This is a genomic window from Streptomyces sp. NPDC030222, from assembly GCF_055573115.1.
In genome coordinates this window covers 1-17,450 of the sequence record NZ_JBVICA010000021.1, presented here as the reverse complement: position 1 = coordinate 17,450, position 17,450 = coordinate 1, and the positions used below count along the sequence as shown (strand labels likewise).

The following is a 17,450-nucleotide window of genomic DNA, read 5'->3' as shown; positions in this document are numbered from 1 at the left end:
CGGTGCGCGGTCGTGGTGCTCGTGGTGGTGGCGGTCATGTGAAAGCCGGGCGGAGGCCCATCCGATCCCGGGCGCATCGGTGCCGTCCGGCGCGGTCATCGCACCTGGACCGGACGCCGACGACTGGCACCAGCGGCTCCACGGCCGCGCCGTGTTCGGAGGCCTCGGTCCATGAGCTCGACGGCATGGCGACGTGAGGCGGCTACGTTCTCATTCGCCGGACACGCGTATATGCCTTGGCCTAAGCTGCTCTCAACTGTCACAGCAGTGCGGCCGCGTATCAAGCCCCCGGCGGAATTCGCTGAGTTCTGCACCGTTCCGCCGTTCCCGAATCCGGCGGGGTGGCGCCCGATTCAGCCCCATGCGTCATTCGACGCCCGTTTGGCTCCGAGGAAATATCCCATTTTCCGCGGGATTTCTGTTATGTCCTCCCGTCACTCCGTTGGGTGATCTGCCGCGTACGCATAGTCCGTTCGGGCCATTCAAGATTGGGCCCGAAGGGGGTGTTGCGCTGTGTCCACCTTCCGTAACGTCCTCAACTGGCAGCGGTGAATATGCCGCTGCCGCCGTGGGGGAGCCTCGATTCGGGAGAGGACGGCGCCGGCATGGGCTGGGTAGCTGACTGGAGTGCGCAGGCGGCCTGCCGCACGACGGATCCGGATGAACTGTTCGTACAAGGGGCAGCGCAGAACAGGGCCAAGGCGGTGTGCACCGGATGCCCGGTGCGGACCGAGTGTCTGGCGGACGCGCTCGACAATCGCGTCGAATTCGGCGTCTGGGGCGGTATGACCGAGCGGGAGCGCCGCGCACTGCTGCGCAGGCGCCCCACCGTCACCTCCTGGCGCCGACTGCTGGAGACCGCGCGTACGGAGTACGAGCGGGGCGCGGGCATCCTGCCCGTGCTGACGGAGGAGGAGTACGCGGCCGTGGGCTAGGGGCTCCCCCTGAGACCCGACAGGCGTACGAACCGGCGGAGTCAAGGGATGTCCCCTGAGTCCGACGGGTGTACGAACCGGCCGGCCGCCGCACGGCGGTCGAACACGAGGTCAGTCGCGCCATCGGCGCCGCGCTTGCAAGGGGCCGGCCCCGGGGTGAGGCTGTCGCTCAGGCGGCCCCGGACGGGGCGTTGTCGTTGACCGCGAGCCGGTCGCCGACGGCACGGAGTCCGGCGAGGTCGTGCACATCACCGGCCAGCGCGCCCACCTCCACCACCGCCACCTCGGGGTGGAGCGCGGTGAAGCGGTCGCGGGTGCGCCGTTCGCGCGCGATCACCTGCATCCGCTCCGCGTGCAGCCGTAGCAGACCGGCCGTCAGACGTGCCACGGAGGCGGGATCCTCCGCAGCGCCGGCATCGGCACCGTCGACAGGACCGGGTTCGAGCCGTTGTGCATCCGAGCCGACCCGGTGGGGGGCGACCGGATCGGCTCCGAGTGGGTTGCCGTGCGTGATCTTCTGCTCGACGACCGGGCCTCCGCTCAGGTCTTCGCTCGGGTCGGTGCGCGTACCGCTCGCGTCGACCGGGTCGTCCATCGAGGTGTGGCGTGTGCCGTGGGGGGCTTCACGTACTTCGGGAGAGGTGACCGCCGTGTCGGGGACACCCCGGCGGTCACGCACTCCAGCCTTCCCGGCCCACTGATCCACAATGCCGTCGTCGTCAAGATTTTCTGCGGCGGCGAGCGCACGCTCGGCGGACAGCTGTTCGGCACCGCTGCCGTGCACCCGGTTCAGCACCAGCCCCGCCAACGGCATGTCCTCCGCGGCCAGCCGTTCCACGAAGTACGCAGCCTCCCGCAATGCGTCCCGTTCGGGCGCCGCGACCACCAGGAACGCCGTACCGGGCGCCTGCAGCAGTTGGTACGTGGCATCGGCCCGCGTACGGAAACCGCCGAACATGGTGTCCATCGCCGCCACGAACGTCTGTACGTCCTTCAGCAACTGGCCGCCCAGCAGCTTCCCCAGTGTCCCGGTCATCATCGACATACCGACATTGAGGAACTTCATCCCCGCACGCCCGCCCATCTTGGCGGGAGCCACCAGCAGTTTGATGAACTTCCCGTCCAGGAAAGATCCCAGCCGCTTCGGTGCGTCCAGGAAGTCCAGTGCGGACCGCGAGGGGGGCGTGTCGACGATGATCAGATCCCACTCGTCGCGGGACCGCAGCTGGCCCAGCTTCTCCATCGCCATGTACTCCTGCGTGCCGGCGAAGCCGGCCGACAGGGACTGGTAGAACGGGTTCTCCAGAATCGCGCGGGCTCGCTCGGGGTCCGCGTGCGCCTCGACGATCTCGTCGAACGTGCGCTTCATGTCGAGCATCATCGCGTGCAGTTCCCCGCCCGCCCCGTCCACGCCCTCGACCCGCCGCGGAGTGTTGTCGAGCAAGTCGATGCCCATGGACTGCGCCAACCGTCGGGCCGGGTCGATGGTGAGAACCACCACTTTCCTGCCCCGCTCCGCGGCCCGTACCCCCAAGGCGGCCGCGGTCGTGGTCTTGCCGACTCCGCCCGCACCGCAGCACACGACGATACGAGTGGCGGGGTCGTCGAGCAGCGGGTCGATCTCCAGCCTCGGAGCCGCTTCCAGAGTCATTCGCCCGCCCCTTGCTTCCGCAGTTCCGTCGCCAGTTCGTACAGCCCGGACAGATCCACTCCCTCGCCGAGCAGCCCGAGTTCGTACATGGGCAGGCCGAGCCCGGACAGGGCGAGCCGCTGCTCGCGCTCCAGCTCCACGCGCTGCGCGTGCTGGGCGGCCTGCTCCAGCAGCGGGCCGACCAGCCGTGCCCCGCCCGACACCCCGGCGGCCGCCAGGGCTTCGGCGACGGCGGGCCGGTGATCGCCCGCGGCGGCCCGTACGGCCTCCTCGTCGAGGATGTGCGGGCGGATCATGTTCACGACGACGTGGCCGACCGGGATGTCGGCGTCCCGCAGCTCGGCGATGCCGTCCGCGGTCTCCTGGACCGGCATCTCCTCCAGCAGCGTCACCAGATGGACGGCCGTCTCGGGCGACTTGAGGACCCTCATCACGGCCTGCGCCTGATTGTGTATCGGGCCGATCCGCGCCAGGCCCGCCACCTCGTCGTTCACGTTGAGGAAGCGGGTGATGCGGCCTGTGGGCGGCGCGTCCATGACGACGTAGTCGTAGACGTACGCGCCCTGCTTGGTCTTGCGCCGGACCGCCTCGCACGCCTTGCCGGTCAGGAGCACGTCCCGCAGACCCGGTGCGATGGTCGTCGCGAAGTCGATCGCGCCGAGCTTCTTCAGTGCCCGCCCGGCCCCGCCGAGCTTGTAGAACATCTGGAGGTAGTCCAGCAGCGCCAGTTCGGGATCGATGGCGAGGGCGTACACCTCCCCGCCGCCCGGTGCGACCGCGATCTTCCGCTCCTCGTACGGCAATGCCTCCGCCTCGAAGAGCTGCGCGATGCCCTGTCTGCCCTCGACCTCGACGAGGAGGGCGCGCTTGCCCTCGGTCGCGAGAGCGAGTGCGAGTGCCGCGGCGACCGTGGTCTTTCCGGTCCCGCCCTTGCCGCTGACCACCTGAAGCCTGCTCACGCCCTCGAGCCTAACCAGTCGGGCCGCGACTGAAGCAGGAGGCTGCCTCTCTGTGGACAACTCCACGGCTGCCTGTGGACCATTCGCGGGCCCGCCTGCGCCAGCGGCTACAGTCGGCTCCATGACCAAGTGGGAATACTCGACCGTGCCCCTTCTCGTGCACGCGACGAAGCAGATCCTGGACACCTGGGGCGAGGACGGCTGGGAGCTGGTCCAGGTCGTACCCGGGCCCAACCCCGAGCAGCTGGTGGCCTACCTGAAGCGGGAGAAGGCATGAGCGCGGTCGAGGAGAAGCTCGCCGAACTCGGCCTGACCCTTCCGGAGGTCGTGCCGCCCATCGCCGCGTACCAGCCGGCCGTGCAGTCCGGGCCGTACGTGTACACCGCGGGCCAGCTCCCGATGGTCGAGGGCAAGCTCGCGGTGACCGGCAAGGTCGGTGCCGAGGTGACGCCCGAGACCGCCAAGGACCTGGCGCGCACCTGTGCGCTGAACGCCCTCGCCGCCGTCAAGTCGGTGGCGGGCGACCTGGACCGCATCGCGCGGGTCGTGAAGGTCGTCGGTTTCGTCGCGTCCGCGCCCGACTTCACGGGTCAGCCGGCCGTGCTGAACGGCGCCAGCGAGCTGCTGGGCCAAGTGCTCGGCGACAAGGGCGTGCACGCGCGCAGCGCGGTCGGCGTCGCCGTCCTGCCGCTGGACGCACCGGTCGAGGTCGAGATCCAGGTCGAGCTCGTCCAGGGCTGAGGCAGGCGGCTGTCGGGGGCGGTCGTCCGGTCCGGGGCCGGCGCCGCCTCTCGGGTAGGTCGTCCGGTTCGGGTCCGCCGCCCGTCGGGATCGGTCTGTCAGGGCCGGCTCGAGCTGTGCCCGTGGGCGTCGAGTGCCCGGCCTGTGGAGGCCGGGTGCCCGGCCGTCGGAAGTGCCCGGCCGTGCAGAATCGGCCGCGCCCCGCCACCCGCGCGCCGGGTGCCGTCCCCGCCCGCCGGTCCCGTCCACACCGCGCGCCGGGTCCCGTCCCCATCCGTACGCCGCTCCGTGCCCCGTACGCCGCTCCGTGCCCCGTACGCCGCTCCGTGCCCCGTACGGGGCGGCGTAGGCCTTCCAGGGGCTCACACCGCCTCACCCAGGGCTCCGGCACGGAGGCTCAGCGCCGTAGGACGCGTGCATCATGCACTCGACCTCTCGAACATCCGGCCTGCAGCGGATAGCCTCCGGCACATGGCGAATGGTCAGTGGTATCCGCCCGAGTGGCCCGACCGGATCCGAGCGCTCGCGAACGGCGAGCTCACCGCTGCGGCCCCCAAGCGGGCCGCCACGGTGATGCTGCTGCGCGACGGCGCCGACGGTCCTGGCGTGCACATGCTGCGCCGACGGGTCTCCATGGCCTTCGCAGGCGGCGCGTACGCGTATCCCGGAGGAGGTGTCGACCCGCGCGACGACGCCCTGCTGGTGCGCTGGGCGGGGCCCTCGCGGGAGACCTGGGCGGACCGGCTGGGCGTGGACCCGGCGTCGGCTCAGGCCATCGTGTGTGCGGCGGTGCGCGAAACCTTCGAGGAGGCCGGCGTACTCCTCGCCGGGGAGACCTCCGACACCGTCGTCGGTGACACCACGGGCGACGACTGGGAGGCCGACCGCGAGGCGCTGGTCGCCCGCGAACTGGGCTTCGCGGAGTTCCTGGACCGGCGCGGACTGGTCCTGCGTTCCGATCTGCTCGGGGCCTGGGCCCGCTGGATCACCCCCGAATTCGAGCCGCGCCGCTACGACACCTGGTTCTTCGTGGCCGCGCTCCCCGAGGGCCAGCGCACCCGGGACGTATCCACCGAGGCCGACCGCACCGTGTGGATCCGGCCCGCGGACGCCGCCGACGGGTACGACAAGGGCGAGCTGATGATGATGCCGCCGACCATCGCCACCCTGCGCACCCTCGCCGAGCACGGCACGGCCGCAGCGGCACTCGCGGCGTCCGCCGGGCGTGATCTGACGCCGGTACTCGCCCGGGCCAGACTGGAGGGGGACGACGTGGTGCTCAGCTGGCCCGGCCACGACGAGTTCACCAAGCACGTGCCGACGGCGACGGGAGACTCCGCATGACCGACGCAGCGGCCTTGCCGGGCCGGCCCAGGGGCGGGGTGCTGTCCGGCCGCGCGACCGAGCGGGCGGTCAACGTCCTCGCGCCGAACCCGTCCGCGATGACCCTGGACGGCACCAACACCTGGATCCTCTCGGAGCCGGACTCCGACCTCGCGGTCGTCGTCGACCCCGGTCCGCTCGACGACGCCCACCTGGAGAACGTGGTCGCCACCGCGGAGAAGGCCGGCAAGCGCGTCGCCCTCACCCTGCTGACCCACGGACACCCGGACCACGCCGAGGGCGCCGGCCGCTTCTCCGAACTCACCCGGACGAACGTACGGGCCCTGGACCCGGGCCTGCGCCTGGGCGACGAGGGTCTGGGCGCCGGTGACGTCGTCCGCGTCGGAGGTCTGGAACTGCGGGTGGTGCCCACCCCGGGCCACACCGCCGACTCGCTGTGCTTCCACATCCCCGCTGACCGGGCCGTCCTGACGGGCGACACCATCCTCGGCCGCGGCACCACGGTCGTCGCCCACCCCGAGGGGCGACTCGGCGACTACCTCGACTCGCTGCGGCGGCTGCGCTCCCTCACGGTCGACGACGGCGTCCACACCGTCCTCCCGGGCCACGGCCCGGTGCTCGACGACGCGCAGGGCGCCGTCGAGTTCTACCTCGCGCACCGCGCCCACCGGCTGGCACAGGTCGAGACCGCCGTGGAGAACGGTCACACCGAGGCGCCGGACGTGGTCGCCCACGTCTACGCGGACGTGGACCGCTCCCTGTGGCCGGCCGCGGAGCTTTCCGTCCGGGCCCAGCTGGAGTACCTCCGGGAGCACGGACTGATCTGACCCGTACGTGACGCGCCCGCCGCCCCGGCCGCGTCGTGCCCTACCCTCCCTGTGCGCGCCCGCTGAGCGGCGCGTCCTGTCACAGTTCTGGGGGTCCTCGTGTTCGTCCTGTCCATACTGCTGCTCATCGGCGCGGTGGTGCTGTTCTTCGTGGGGCGTTCCCGTGACGCGGGAGGGCTGAAGCTCGGCGCACTGGGGTCGCTGATCGCCGCAGTGTTCTTCGGCATCGCCAGTTGTGTGTCCGTGGTCAGCGCGTACGAGGTGGGCGTGCCGGTGACGTTCGGGAAGGTGGGGCAGCCGATGACGTCCGGCATGAACGCCACCTCCCCCTTCACCACCGTCACGTACTTCTCCACCCGGCCGGTGGACCTCAACCTGTCCGACAAGGACGTGGTGGAGGTGCGCTCCTCGCAGGGCGGCGTCATGTACGCGGAAGTGACCGTGAAGTGGGCGGTGACCCCGTCGAAGGCCGTGGAGCTCTACAAGCTCGCCGGCAGTGAGGACGCCATCCAGCAGCGCCTGGTCTACCCGGACAGCCGGGAGATCGTGCGCAACGTCTTCGCCCGCCACACCAGCGAAGAGGGCTACACCTCGGCCCGCGAGAAGATCAACGCGGAGATCGGCGATCTGATCAAGGAGCGGCTGGCGCCCCGCGGTATCGCCGTCACCACCGTCAACCTGCGAAATGTGAAGCCCTCGGACCGGCTGCAGGAGCAGATCGACCGCAAGATCCAGCAGCAGCAGGCCACCGAGCGGGCCACCGAGGCGGCCCGTACCGCCAAGGCGGAGGCCGAGCGGCGGCGGATCGAGGCCGAGGGCATCGCCAAGGCCAACAAGATCCTCAACGACTCGCTGACGGACAAGGTCCTGATGAACCAGTGCATCGAGGCCTACAAGGAGGCGGCAGCCAAGAACCCGGTCTACGCCGTTCCGTGCGGCTCCGGCTCCGGCAACCCGCTGATCGTGGACGGCAGCAAGCGCTGACGGAGCGTACGGCCGGTCGACGTACCTACGGGCGTACATCCGGCCCTACGGGCGTACAACCGACGGTGGTGCACTGGGGCGCGCCGAGGCCGCCACTCCGCGACGGACCGGAGGGCGGCCGTACGTCCGCCTGCCGCCCGTCCGCAGGAACGGTGCGGGAGTGTCGCCGTATGCGCTGCACGCACTACGAGTGACGTCCGTCCGGCATGCGAAAGGGACGCCCGGCAGATTGCCGGGCGCCCCTTTCGTCCGAACGGTGGTGCCGGACGGCTACGGGGAGCCGTCCGACTAGCGCGAGCGCTTCGCGAGACGCTCCACGTCCAGCAGGATCACCGCACGCGCCTCCAGGCGCAGCCAGCCGCGCTGGGCGAAGTCGGCGAGCGCCTTGTTGACGGTCTCGCGGGAGGCGCCGACCAGCTGGGCCAGCTCCTCCTGGGTGAGGTCGTGCACGACGTGGATGCCCTCCTCCGACTGCACGCCGAAACGGCGCGAGAGGTCGAGGAGCGCGCGGGCGACGCGGCCCGGCACGTCGGAGAAGACCAGGTCGGACATCTGGTCGTTGGTCTTGCGCAGTCGGCGGGCGACCGCGCGCAGCAGCGCGGAGGCCACCTCGGGCCGGGCGTTCAGCCAGGGCTGGAGGTCGCCGTGGCCGAGGCCGAGCAGCTTGACCTCGGTCAGCGCGGTCGCGGTCGCGGTGCGCGGGCCGGGGTCGAACAGGGACAGCTCGCCGATCAGCTCGCCGGGGCCGAGCACGGCCAGCATGTTCTCGCGGCCGTCGGGCGAGGTGCGGTGAAGCTTGACCTTGCCTTCCGTGACCACGTAGAGGCGGTCGCCGGGGTCGCCCTCGTGGAAGAGCGCGTCACCGCGTGCGAGGGTCACCTCAGTCATCGAGGCGCGGAGCTCCGCGGCCTGCTCGTCATCGAGCGCCGCGAAGAGCGGGGCGCGCCGCAGAACGTCGTCCACGAGTTCTCTCCTTGTCGACCTGCTCAGGGGACGGTGGTCCCATGATGCCGGACGTGGGTCTTCCACTCCCGGGACCCAACCATGGGCCTCGGCAGTAATACATCGCGCAAGCAATATCGTGCGATCAATCACAAGTTTGACGCACCTGCGTGCCCAATCGTGCGGCAGGGGGCCGATTGGGTTGGGGATGGCCGTGGCCGGGGCGGACGCGGGGCCCGGGCTTTAGGCTGGCCGGGTGTCCAATATGCCGGTAAGAGCGCAGGCCAAGGGGGCTGGGCGAGTGACCGCACGCCGCAATTCCGCTGTGGGCGAACAGGGTGCTGGAGAGTCGGAAAGGGCGACGAAAGCCCCCATAACCCCTGCTTCGGCCGTCTCCGGTCCTGACGTCGAGGCGGCAGATGCCGTGGCCGGAACAGGGTCGGGGGCCGCCGCGCCCGATCCCGCCGCGGCGAAGACGCCCGCCGCGACCCGACGCGCGGCGAAGACCGCGAAGACGGCCTCCACGAGGACGACCGCGAAGACGGCCTCCGCGAAGACGGCCTCCGCGAAGACGACCTCCGCGAAGACGGCCTCCACGAAGACGTCCACGAAGGCCTCCGCGGCCGGGAAGGCCGCCTCGCGGAAGCCCGGAGCGAAGCCCGAGAGCCGGCTAGCCATGGTGCGCCGCGCCCGTCGCATCAACCGCGAGCTGGCCGAGGCCTACCCGTACGCCCATCCCGAGCTGGACTTCGAGAACCCCTTCCAGCTGCTCCTGGCGACCGTCCTGTCCGCGCAGACCACCGATCTGCGGGTGAACCAGACGACGCCCGCGCTGTTCGCGAAGTACCCCACGCCGGAGGACCTGGCCGCCGCGAACCCGGAGGAGGTCGAGGAGCTCATCCGTCCAACCGGCTTCTTCCGCGCCAAGACCAAGGCGATCATGGGCCTGTCGGCGGCCCTCAGAGACGAGTTCGGCGGGGAGGTCCCCGGGCGTCTCGTCGACCTGGTGAAGCTCCCGGGAGTGGGCCGCAAGACCGCCTTCGTGGTCCTCGGCAACGCGTTCGGCGTCCCTGGGATCACCGTGGACACGCACTTCCAGCGGCTCGTACGACGCTGGAAACTGACCGAGCAGGAGGACCCGGTGAAGATCGAGGCGGAGATCGCCACGATTTTCCCGAAGAGCGAGTGGACCATGCTCTCGCACCGGGTGATCTTCCACGGCCGGCGGATCTGCCACGCCCGCAAGCCGGCCTGCGGAGCCTGCCCGATCACCCACCTCTGCCCTGCCTATGGAGAGGGCGAGACCGACCCGGAGAAGGCGAAGAAGCTGCTCAAGTACGAGAAGGGCGGCATGCCGGGCCAGCGCCTCAAGCCGCCGCCCGGCTATCCGGGCAAGCCGGCACCGCCGCTCGGCGCGGCCGAGTGACGGCGCTGCCCCCTACGGGGGCGGCCCGGCGGGCCCGTACGGGACGGACGCCGCGATCCGTACGGGATGCCCGTTCCGTACGGTCCGCAGGGGCCACGGAAACGGATCGTTCCCCGCGAGCGGAACGATCCGGGCCGTCCGTGACGTTGTGCGGACGGGGGTGCTGATGACGCACGCGAGAGAGATGCACGACGACTACATCGCCGTTTCCAGGGATGGGCTGCCCGCCTGGCTGGACCCGGTGGTCCACGCCGCCGAGACCGTCCGCCCGGAGCAGCTGAGTCGCTTTCTGCCGCCCGAGGGCGGCGGCGGACGCCAGTCGGCGGTGCTCGTGCTGTTCGGCGAGGGGCCGCGCGGGCCCGAGCTGCTGCTCATGGAGCGGGCCACCCAGCTGCGCTCCCACGGCGGCCAGCCCTCCTTCCCCGGCGGCGCGCTCGACCCCGAGGACGGCGATCCGCTCGCCACGGGCCCGCTCCGGGCGGCGCTGCGGGAGGCGCAGGAGGAGACCGGACTCGACCCCGACGGCGTGCAGATCTTCTCCGTGCTGCCCCGGCTCTACATCCCGGTCAGCGGTTTCGTCGTCACCCCCGTTCTCGGATGGTGGCGCAAGCCCAGTCCGGTCGGCGTCGTCGACCCCGCCGAGACGGCCAGGGTCTTCACGGTCCCCGTGGCCGATCTCACGGACCCGGCGAACCGTGCGACCGCCGTCCATCCGCGTGGCCACCAAGGTCCGGCATTCCTGGTCGAATCGGCCCTGGTCTGGGGTTTCACGGCCGGTGTGATCGACCGCCTGCTGCATTTCTCCGGCTGGGAACGACCATGGGACCGGACCAAGCGGGTCCCACTCGACTGGCACGCATGACAGGCTTGCAGAACGAAACCCGGCCATGGGGCGCGCCGGTGCGAGACCAGGGCCGGGGGCACGACGTCCGGCGACTATTTGCGAGGCATAAACGGTGAACGTGCTGGACATCCTGTTGCTGGTCGCCGCCGTGTGGTTCGCGATCGTCGGCTACCGCCAAGGATTCGTCGTGGGCATCCTGTCCGTGATCGGCTTCCTCGGCGGTGGTCTCCTCGCCGTCTATCTGCTGCCCTTCCTGTGGGACCAGTTGACGAACGGGGCCGAGGTCTCCACCGCCGTCGCCATCGTCGCGATCGTGGTGGTGATCGTCTGCGCCTCCGTGGGTCAGGCCTTCACCACGCACCTCGGCAACAAGCTGCGCGTGCACATCACGTGGTCGCCCGCCCGTGCCCTGGACGCCACCGGCGGAGCCCTGGTCAACGTCGTGGCCATGCTGCTGGTGGCATGGCTGATCGGTTCCGCGCTCGCCGGTACGACCCTGCCCACGCTCGGCAAGGAGGTCCGCGGCTCGAAGGTGCTGCTCGGGGTGTCCCGGGTGATGCCCGCGCAGGCGAACACCTGGTTCACGGACTTCTCCTCGGTCCTCGCGCAGAACGGGTTCCCGCAGGTCTTCAGCCCGTTCGCCAACGAGCCCATCACCGAGGTCCGGCCCCCGGACCCGGCACTCGTCAACAGCCCGGTGGCCGCCCGCGCCCAGCGGTCCATCGTCAAGGTCGTCGGCACCGCCCGCAGCTGCGGCAAGGTCCTCGAAGGCACCGGCTTCGTGTTCGCCGAGCGGCGCATCATGACCAATGCGCATGTCGTCGGCGGAGTCGACGAGCCGACCGTCCAGATAGGCGGGCAGGGCCGGCTGTACGACGCCAAGGTCGTCCTCTACGACTGGCAGCGCGACATCGCCGTCCTCGACGTCCCGGAGCTGCGTGCCCCCGTCCTGCAGTTCGCCGGGCAGGACGCCCGTAGCGGCGACAGCGCCATCGTCGCCGGCTTCCCGGAGAACGGCGGGTACGACGTGCGCTCCGCCCGCGTCCGGGGCCGCATCAATGCGAACGGCCCGGACATCTACCGCCGCGGCACGGTCCAGCGCGACGTCTACTCGCTCTTCGCGACGGTCCGCCAGGGCAACTCCGGCGGTCCGCTCCTCACTCCCGAGGGCCAGGTCTACGGAATGGTCTTCGCCAAGTCGCTCGATGACCCCGACACCGGATACGTACTGACCGGCGAAGAGATCCGCGGGGCCGTCGAGCGTGGTGCGACCGTCAACCAGCAGGTCGACAGCCAGGGCTGCGCCCTGTGACGGCCGGTCCCCGCACGCGGGGAGGGCCGGGTGGCCGCACGGCGCCCGTCGCGGGCCGCGCCCTGCGACGGGCGCCGTGAGACCGTCTCCAGGGCCGTGAGGGCCATGAGGTGATCTGTGGGGATGCCCGTGGGGACTGTGAGGCCGTGCGAGGCCTGTGGGACCACCTGTGCGGCCGACGTGGCCTGTGAGACGGCCGGTGCAGCCGGAAACCCTGTGATCGGCAACTCTGTGAGGTCGGCATGAGGCACACGAGGCTCACCATCCTTGGCGGCGGCGGTTTCCGCGTGCCGCTCGTTTACGGGGCGCTGCTGCGTGACCGTGCCCCTGGCCGGACCACCCGGGTCACGCTCCACGACCTGGACGCGGCACGGCTCGCCGCCATCGCGCGGGTCCTCCGCGACCAGGCGAGCGGGTATGCCGACGCGCCGGAGGTGACCGTGACCACCGACCTCGACGAGGCGCTGCGCGGCGCCGACTTCGTGTTCTCCGCGATCCGGGTCGGTGGTCTCCAGGGGCGTGCGGCAGACGAGCGGATCGCGCTCGCGGAGGGCGTGCTGGGCCAGGAGACGGTGGGCGCGGGCGGCATCGCGTTCGGACTGCGGACCGTACCCGTCGTCGACCGCATCGCCCGCCGTATCGCCGCCGTGGCACCCGACGCCTGGGTCATCAACTTCACCAACCCGGCCGGCCTGGTCACCGAGGCCATGGCGCGCCACCTCGGCGACCGGGTCGTCGGTATCTGCGACTCCCCGGTCGGCCTGGCCCGCCGGGTCGCCCGTGTACTCGGCGCGGACCCCGACGCCGTACGCGCCGACTACGCGGGCCTGAACCATCTCGGCTGGCTGCACGGCCTGTACGCGGGGGAGGAGAACCTGCTGCCGCGCCTCTTCGCCGACGACGCGCTCCTCACGTCCTTCGAGGAGGGCAGGCTGTTCGGCGCGGACTGGCTGCGCTCCCTGGGCACGGTTCCCAACGAGTACCTGCACTACTACTACTTCAACCGTGAGGCGGTGCAGGCGTACCAACGGGCCGAACGGACCCGCGGCACCTTCCTCCTCACCCAACAGGCACGCTTCTACGACGAGATGGCGCAGGGCACCGCCAACGCCCTCGCGGCGTGGGACCGTACCCGCGCCGAACGCGAGGCCACGTACATGTCCGAGAACCGCGAGGTCTCGGGTGCGGGCGAGCGCGCAGGCGAGGACCTGGGGTCGGGCGGGTACGAGAACGTCGCCCTGGCCCTGATGCGTGCCATCGCCCGAGGGGAGCGCGCCACACTGATCCTCGACGTGCGCAACGGCACCACGCTCACGGCACTGGACTCCGACGCGGTCGTCGAGGTGCCCTGCCATGTCGACGCGTCAGGGCCGCGCCCACTGCCGGTCTCGCAGCCCGACGGCCACGGGACCGGTCTCGTCATCGCCGTGAAGGCGGTCGATCGGTGCGTACTGGAGGCCGCAGAGTCCGGGTCAGCGCGGACCGCGGTCAAGGCATTCGCCCTGCACCCGCTGGTCGACTCCGTACAGGTGGCGCGTCGGCTGCTCGACGGCTATCGCGACGCGCACCCCGGACTCGGCTATCTGCGGGGCGTTCAGTCGCGCTGATGGCGCAGCCGCGCCGACACCCAGCGGGCGCGGCGGCGGAGGATGCGCGGGATCCCGAGCCGGGGATCGGTCCCCGGCGCCTGAGAACCGCCTCGCTCGCGAGTGACCGGCCCAGCGGCCGAGCGGCGGTTGCGTGCTGTGTCACCGAAGTCGTGCGTCCAGCCCATACCCCGACGTCTGCCCGGGCCTCATGGTCCGTAATCGCCTCCGGGGCGTCCAATTGGCCTATGCGCCGGGCAATTGGCCGATCGTAGGACAAGCGTCGCCCAGTGCTCGGGTCACCGGTCCGGTTCGGGATCCTGGAGCCAGCTGACGAGTTCCGTGGAGAAACCCAACGGATCCTCCTCATGGGGGAAATGCCCCAGTCCGTCGAACAGTCGCCAGCGGTAGGGCGCCTCCACGTACTCTCCGGAGCCCGCCGCGCTGCGGGTCCGCATCACCGGGTCGAGGGAGCCGTGCAGATGCAGCGTCGGTACCCGAACGGGCCGCTTCATCCGCCGGTTGAACTGGATGCCGTCCGGGCGGGCCATCGAGCGGACCATCCAGCGGTACGGCTCGATCGCGCAATGGGCCGTCGAGGGAATGGTCATGGCGCGGCGGTAGACCTCGACCGCGTCGTCCTCGGGGGGCCGGGGGCCGGACCACTCGCGGATCAGACGGCCGACGTGCGCGGCGTCGTCCGCGACGAGTTGACGCTCCGGCAGCCATGGGCGCTGGAAGCCCCAGACGTAAGAACCGGCGCGGGTCTGTGCGAAGTCGGACAGCATCGCGGAGCGCCAGCGACGCGGATGCGGCATCGAGGAGACCACCAGCCGGCGCACCAGCTTGGGGCGCATGACCGCTGCTGTCCAGGCCAGGTAGCCCCCCAGGTCGTGACCGACCAGTGCGGCGTCGGGCTCGCCCAGCGAGCGCACCACGCCGGTCACGTCGAGCGCCAGGTTCGCCGGGTCGTAGCCCCTGGGGGTGCGGTCGCTGCCGCCCACTCCGCGCAGATCCATCGCCACGGCGCGGAAACCGGCGTCTGCGAGGGCGGTCAACTGGTGCCGCCAGGTCCACCAGAACTGGGGGAAGCCGTGCAGCAGCAGAACGAGCGGCCCCTCGCCCAGCTCCGCGATGTGGAAACGGGCACCGTTCGCGGCGACGTCCCGGTGGATCCAGGGGCCCTCCGGACGGATGACGGAGGCCGGCGTGCCGTTGCCGGTTCCGTTGCCGCCGTTCCCGTTCCTGCCGGCGGCGCTCCCGCTGTCGGGGGTGGTCATGCAGACGAGCGCGCCGCAGCCGGCGTCTGGTCCGTGGCGGGTCGCGGATGGGGTTTGACGCCCTGGAGCACGGCCGCGGTCTCCTTGGCCGAGGCGATCGACTTCTCCGGTGGCTTGACCTTCTTGAACTTGGAGACGGCCAGCAGCGCCAGCAGTCCGGCCAGCAGCAGGAAGGCGACACCCACGATCAGGAAGGACCAGGCGAGGCCCAGCCCGAGGTTGTGGATGCCGTACGCGGCGGCGAAGCTCAGCACGGGCAGCGAGAACAGGGCGAACACGCCGGCGACGCCCATCGCGGTGCCGCCGACGGCGCCGCGCCTGACGTCCTGCCTCAGTTCGGCCTTGGCAAGGGCGATCTCGTCGTGCACCAGCGCGGACATCTCCGCCGTGGCCGTGGCGACCAGCTGGCCGAGTGTGCGATCAGTGCCGATCGCGTTGTTGCCGGGGTCGCTCATCGCTGACTCCCTCTTCGTCTTCTACCGCAATTTCCAGAGACTGTTTCGTCGCAGTCTTCTACAGATCCGCTGTCAGATCATGCCGGACAGCTCTCGTCGCCGCCCGTCGCCCCCACCGTTTGCGAGCTTCAGGGGGTTTGCTCCGGGTTTCCGGCTTCTGTCGTCCTGGCTTCTCTGGTCTCGGCTTCTGTGGTCCTGGCTTGTGTGGTTCCGGCTTCCGTGCCCCCGGCTTCCGTGGCCCTTGATTCCTCGGCGCCGGTCTCCGTCGTGCCGGTTTCCGTGGTTCCGGTCGCCGCAGCGCCGGCTTCCGCGGCGCCGGCCCCCGCGCTTCCGCCGGTATCCGCTGCTTCCGCCAGTCGGCGGTGTGACGCGGCCCGGGCCTCCAGGATCGCGGCCATCCGAAGGTGGTACTCCTGGTTGCCGACCTCGTAGACGTCCGGGATGCCGTCCTGGTCCTCGTCCCGCTCTTCCTCGTCCAGGAGCGCGCGGTACCGGCGGACACGCAGTTTGAGCAGCACAGTGGCGCACACGGCGGCGATGAACGAGCCGATCAGCACGGCGGCCTTCACCTCGTTCCCCAGGGAAGCGTCGTCCGCGAAGGCCAGTTCCCCGATGAGCAGCGACACGGTGAAGCCGATGCCGGCGAGCGTGGCGACCGCGAAGACATCGGGCCACGCGAGCTCCTTGTTCAGCTCCGCCCTGGTGAAACGGGCCGCGCACCAGGTGCCGCCGAAGATGCCGACCGCCTTTCCGACGACCAGTCCGAGGACGACGCCGAGCGTCTCCGGCCGGGTGAAGACCTCGGCGAGTGCGCCTCCGGACACCGGAACCCCAGCCGAGAAGAGTGCGAACAGCGGTACGGCGAGGCCGGCGGACACGGGACGCACCAGGTGCTCGATGTGCTCGCCGGGGGAGTGCTGCTCGCCCTCTCGACGGGTGCAGCGCAGCATCAGGCCCATGGCGACGCCGGCGATGGTGGCGTGTACGCCGCTGTTGTACATCAGGCCCCAGATCACCAGCGCGAGCGGTACGTACAGGTACCAGCCGTGGACCCCTCTGCGGAGCAGCACCCAGAAGACGGCGAGGGCGGCGAGTGCGCCGCCGAGTGCGGCGAAGTTCAGGTCGCTGGTGAAGAAGATCGCGATGATCAGGATGGCGACGAGGTCGTCGACGACGGCGAGTGTGAGCAGGAACGCGCGCAGCGGGGACGGCAGAGACGTACCGATGACCGCGAGGACGGCGAGGGCGAACGCGATGTCGGTGGCCGTGGGGACCGCCCAGCCGGCCAGGGAGCCGCCGCCGATGGCCACGGTGAGCGCGTAGACCACGGCGGGGGTGGCCATGCCGCAGACAGCGGCGACGACGGGCAGCGCGGCGGCTCTGGGGTCGCGCAGTTCACCGGCGACCAGTTCTCGCTTGAGCTCGATGCCTGCGACGAAGAAGAAGATCGCGAGGAGGCCGTCGGCGGCCCAGTGCTGGACGGAGAGGTCCAGGCCCAGGGCCGACGGGCCCAGGTGGAAGTCGAGGACAGCCTCGTAGCCGGCGGCCAGGGGGGTGTTCGCCCAGATGAGGGCCACGATGGTGGCCACCAGCAGCAGTACGCCGCCGACGGTCTCCGCACGGAGGGCCTCGACGACGAAGTTCCGCTCGGGTAGCGAGAGTCGTCCGAGGAACGTACGGCGAGGGGCGGGCGCGGCCACGGGTGGGACCTCCGGTCGTCGGCGGGCATGTCTGTGCTCGTGCCGACCAGACTTCCCGGCGCACCTATGGTCACTTCGAGTGAATTTTGTCGCGACGTTGACGCGATCGTTAGCTTACCTAAGAGGGTCCGGGGCCGCCCGGCGAGCTGCTCGGGCGCTCCTGGCCCGGGTGCGGTGCGAGGGACGCGGCAGAAAGAGGGAGGCGGCAGAAGGGTGCGGAGGCGTAGAGGTGGAGCGTCGCACCAGGGCCGCGGCGAGAAGGGCAGGCTCGCACAACGCGCAGGGCGCCCGGCGGGTACGTGCGCCGGGCGCCCTGTGCGGTGGTGCGTGGCCCGCTGGTGGCCGGGCCGTCAGTCCTCGCTTGCCGCGGTGGGGAGTTTGGTCTGGATGAGGTCCATGACGGTGGAGTCGGTGAGGGTGGTGGTGTCGCCGAGCTGGCGGTTCTCGGCGACGTCGCGCAGGAG

At 70.8% G+C, this 17,450-nt stretch carries 17 protein-coding genes; 10 read left to right on the top strand and 7 right to left on the bottom strand.

Annotation, left to right across the window (positions count from 1 at the left end; all coding sequences use genetic code 11):
* The first annotated feature begins 605 nt into the window (after positions 1-605).
* Positions 606-935, top strand: coding sequence for a WhiB family transcriptional regulator (locus ACZ4Z5_RS26185; protein ID WP_468266838.1), 330 nt, complete (start codon positions 606-608; stop codon positions 933-935).
* A 169-nt stretch (positions 936-1,104) separates the two neighbouring features.
* Here ACZ4Z5_RS26185 and bagB read toward each other — a convergent pair whose 3' ends face one another.
* Positions 1,105-2,586 carry an ATPase BagB gene (gene bagB, locus ACZ4Z5_RS26180; RefSeq protein WP_468266836.1) on the bottom strand — a complete coding sequence of 494 codons (1,482 nt, stop codon included), beginning with the start codon at positions 2,584-2,586 and terminating at the stop codon, positions 1,105-1,107.
* Positions 2,583-3,545, bottom strand: coding sequence for an ATPase BagA (gene bagA, locus ACZ4Z5_RS26175; RefSeq protein ID WP_468266834.1), 963 nt, complete (start codon positions 3,543-3,545; stop codon positions 2,583-2,585). The genes bagB and bagA overlap by 4 nt, the downstream gene beginning before the upstream one ends.
* Positions 3,546-3,666: 121 nt before the next feature.
* Between bagA and ACZ4Z5_RS26170 the strand changes: the two genes are divergently transcribed.
* The 5 genes from ACZ4Z5_RS26170 (at position 3,667) to ACZ4Z5_RS26150 (ending at position 7,441) form a co-directional block, all read left to right on the top strand.
* A complete protein-coding gene (locus ACZ4Z5_RS26170; RefSeq protein ID WP_345038500.1) occupies positions 3,667-3,822 on the top strand; it encodes a DUF4177 domain-containing protein in 156 nt (51 codons plus the stop codon).
* Positions 3,819-4,286, top strand: coding sequence for a RidA family protein (locus tag ACZ4Z5_RS26165; protein ID WP_468266832.1), 468 nt, complete (start codon positions 3,819-3,821; stop codon positions 4,284-4,286). Before ACZ4Z5_RS26170 ends, ACZ4Z5_RS26165 begins: the two co-directional genes overlap by 4 nt.
* Positions 4,287-4,757: 471 nt before the next feature.
* A complete protein-coding gene (locus ACZ4Z5_RS26160) occupies positions 4,758-5,630 on the top strand; it encodes an NUDIX hydrolase (protein WP_468266830.1) in 873 nt (290 codons plus the stop codon).
* Positions 5,627-6,457 (top strand): MBL fold metallo-hydrolase, encoded by an 831-nt coding sequence (locus ACZ4Z5_RS26155; protein ID WP_468266828.1) that lies wholly within the window; start codon positions 5,627-5,629, stop codon positions 6,455-6,457. Before ACZ4Z5_RS26160 ends, ACZ4Z5_RS26155 begins: the two co-directional genes overlap by 4 nt.
* A 99-nt stretch (positions 6,458-6,556) precedes the next feature.
* Positions 6,557-7,441, top strand: a complete 885-nt coding sequence (locus tag ACZ4Z5_RS26150) for a prohibitin family protein (RefSeq protein WP_468266826.1) — start codon at positions 6,557-6,559, stop codon at positions 7,439-7,441.
* A gap of 288 nt (positions 7,442-7,729) precedes the next feature.
* On the opposite strand, the gene ACZ4Z5_RS26145 is transcribed toward ACZ4Z5_RS26150, so the two are convergent.
* Entirely contained in the window at positions 7,730-8,404 is a 675-nt protein-coding gene (locus tag ACZ4Z5_RS26145; protein WP_468266824.1) for a Crp/Fnr family transcriptional regulator, read from the bottom strand.
* Positions 8,405-8,807: 403 nt separating this feature from the next.
* On the opposite strand from ACZ4Z5_RS26145, the gene nth reads away from it, so the two are divergent.
* The 4 genes from nth to ACZ4Z5_RS26125 all read left to right on the top strand — a co-directional run bounded on the left by nth (position 8,808) and on the right by ACZ4Z5_RS26125 (position 13,572).
* The gene (gene nth / locus ACZ4Z5_RS26140; protein ID WP_468266822.1) at positions 8,808-9,809 is read left to right on the top strand and encodes an endonuclease III; all 1,002 of its coding nucleotides are present in this window, start codon (positions 8,808-8,810) and stop codon (positions 9,807-9,809) included.
* A 166-nt stretch (positions 9,810-9,975) separates the two neighbouring features.
* Positions 9,976-10,671 (top strand): NUDIX hydrolase, encoded by a 696-nt coding sequence (locus ACZ4Z5_RS26135; RefSeq protein ID WP_468266820.1) that lies wholly within the window; start codon positions 9,976-9,978, stop codon positions 10,669-10,671.
* Positions 10,672-10,765: 94 nt separating this feature from the next.
* Positions 10,766-11,965, top strand: coding sequence for a MarP family serine protease (locus ACZ4Z5_RS26130; RefSeq protein WP_468266818.1), 1,200 nt, complete (start codon positions 10,766-10,768; stop codon positions 11,963-11,965).
* A 242-nt stretch (positions 11,966-12,207) separates the two neighbouring features.
* The gene (locus tag ACZ4Z5_RS26125) at positions 12,208-13,572 is read left to right on the top strand and encodes a 6-phospho-beta-glucosidase (protein WP_468266816.1); all 1,365 of its coding nucleotides are present in this window, start codon (positions 12,208-12,210) and stop codon (positions 13,570-13,572) included.
* On the opposite strand, the gene ACZ4Z5_RS26120 is transcribed toward ACZ4Z5_RS26125, so the two are convergent.
* The 4 genes from ACZ4Z5_RS26120 to nhaA all read right to left on the bottom strand — a co-directional run bounded on the left by ACZ4Z5_RS26120 (position 13,560) and on the right by nhaA (position 16,986).
* Positions 13,560-13,739, bottom strand: a complete 180-nt coding sequence (locus tag ACZ4Z5_RS26120; protein WP_468266814.1) for a hypothetical protein — start codon at positions 13,737-13,739, stop codon at positions 13,560-13,562. The two genes, ACZ4Z5_RS26125 and ACZ4Z5_RS26120, sit on opposite strands and share 13 nt — an antisense overlap.
* Positions 13,740-13,850: 111 nt before the next feature.
* Complete coding sequence (locus tag ACZ4Z5_RS26115) at positions 13,851-14,831, bottom strand: alpha/beta fold hydrolase (RefSeq protein ID WP_468266812.1); 981 nt, start codon at positions 14,829-14,831, stop codon at positions 13,851-13,853.
* On the bottom strand, positions 14,828-15,286 hold the full coding sequence (locus ACZ4Z5_RS26110) for a phage holin family protein (RefSeq protein ID WP_468266810.1): 459 nt from the start codon (positions 15,284-15,286) through the stop codon (positions 14,828-14,830). Before ACZ4Z5_RS26110 ends, ACZ4Z5_RS26115 begins: the two co-directional genes overlap by 4 nt.
* 128 nt (positions 15,287-15,414) lie before the next feature.
* The gene (gene nhaA / locus ACZ4Z5_RS26105; protein ID WP_468266808.1) at positions 15,415-16,986 is read right to left on the bottom strand and encodes a Na+/H+ antiporter NhaA; all 1,572 of its coding nucleotides are present in this window, start codon (positions 16,984-16,986) and stop codon (positions 15,415-15,417) included.
* Positions 16,987-17,450: the final 464 nt, after the last annotated feature.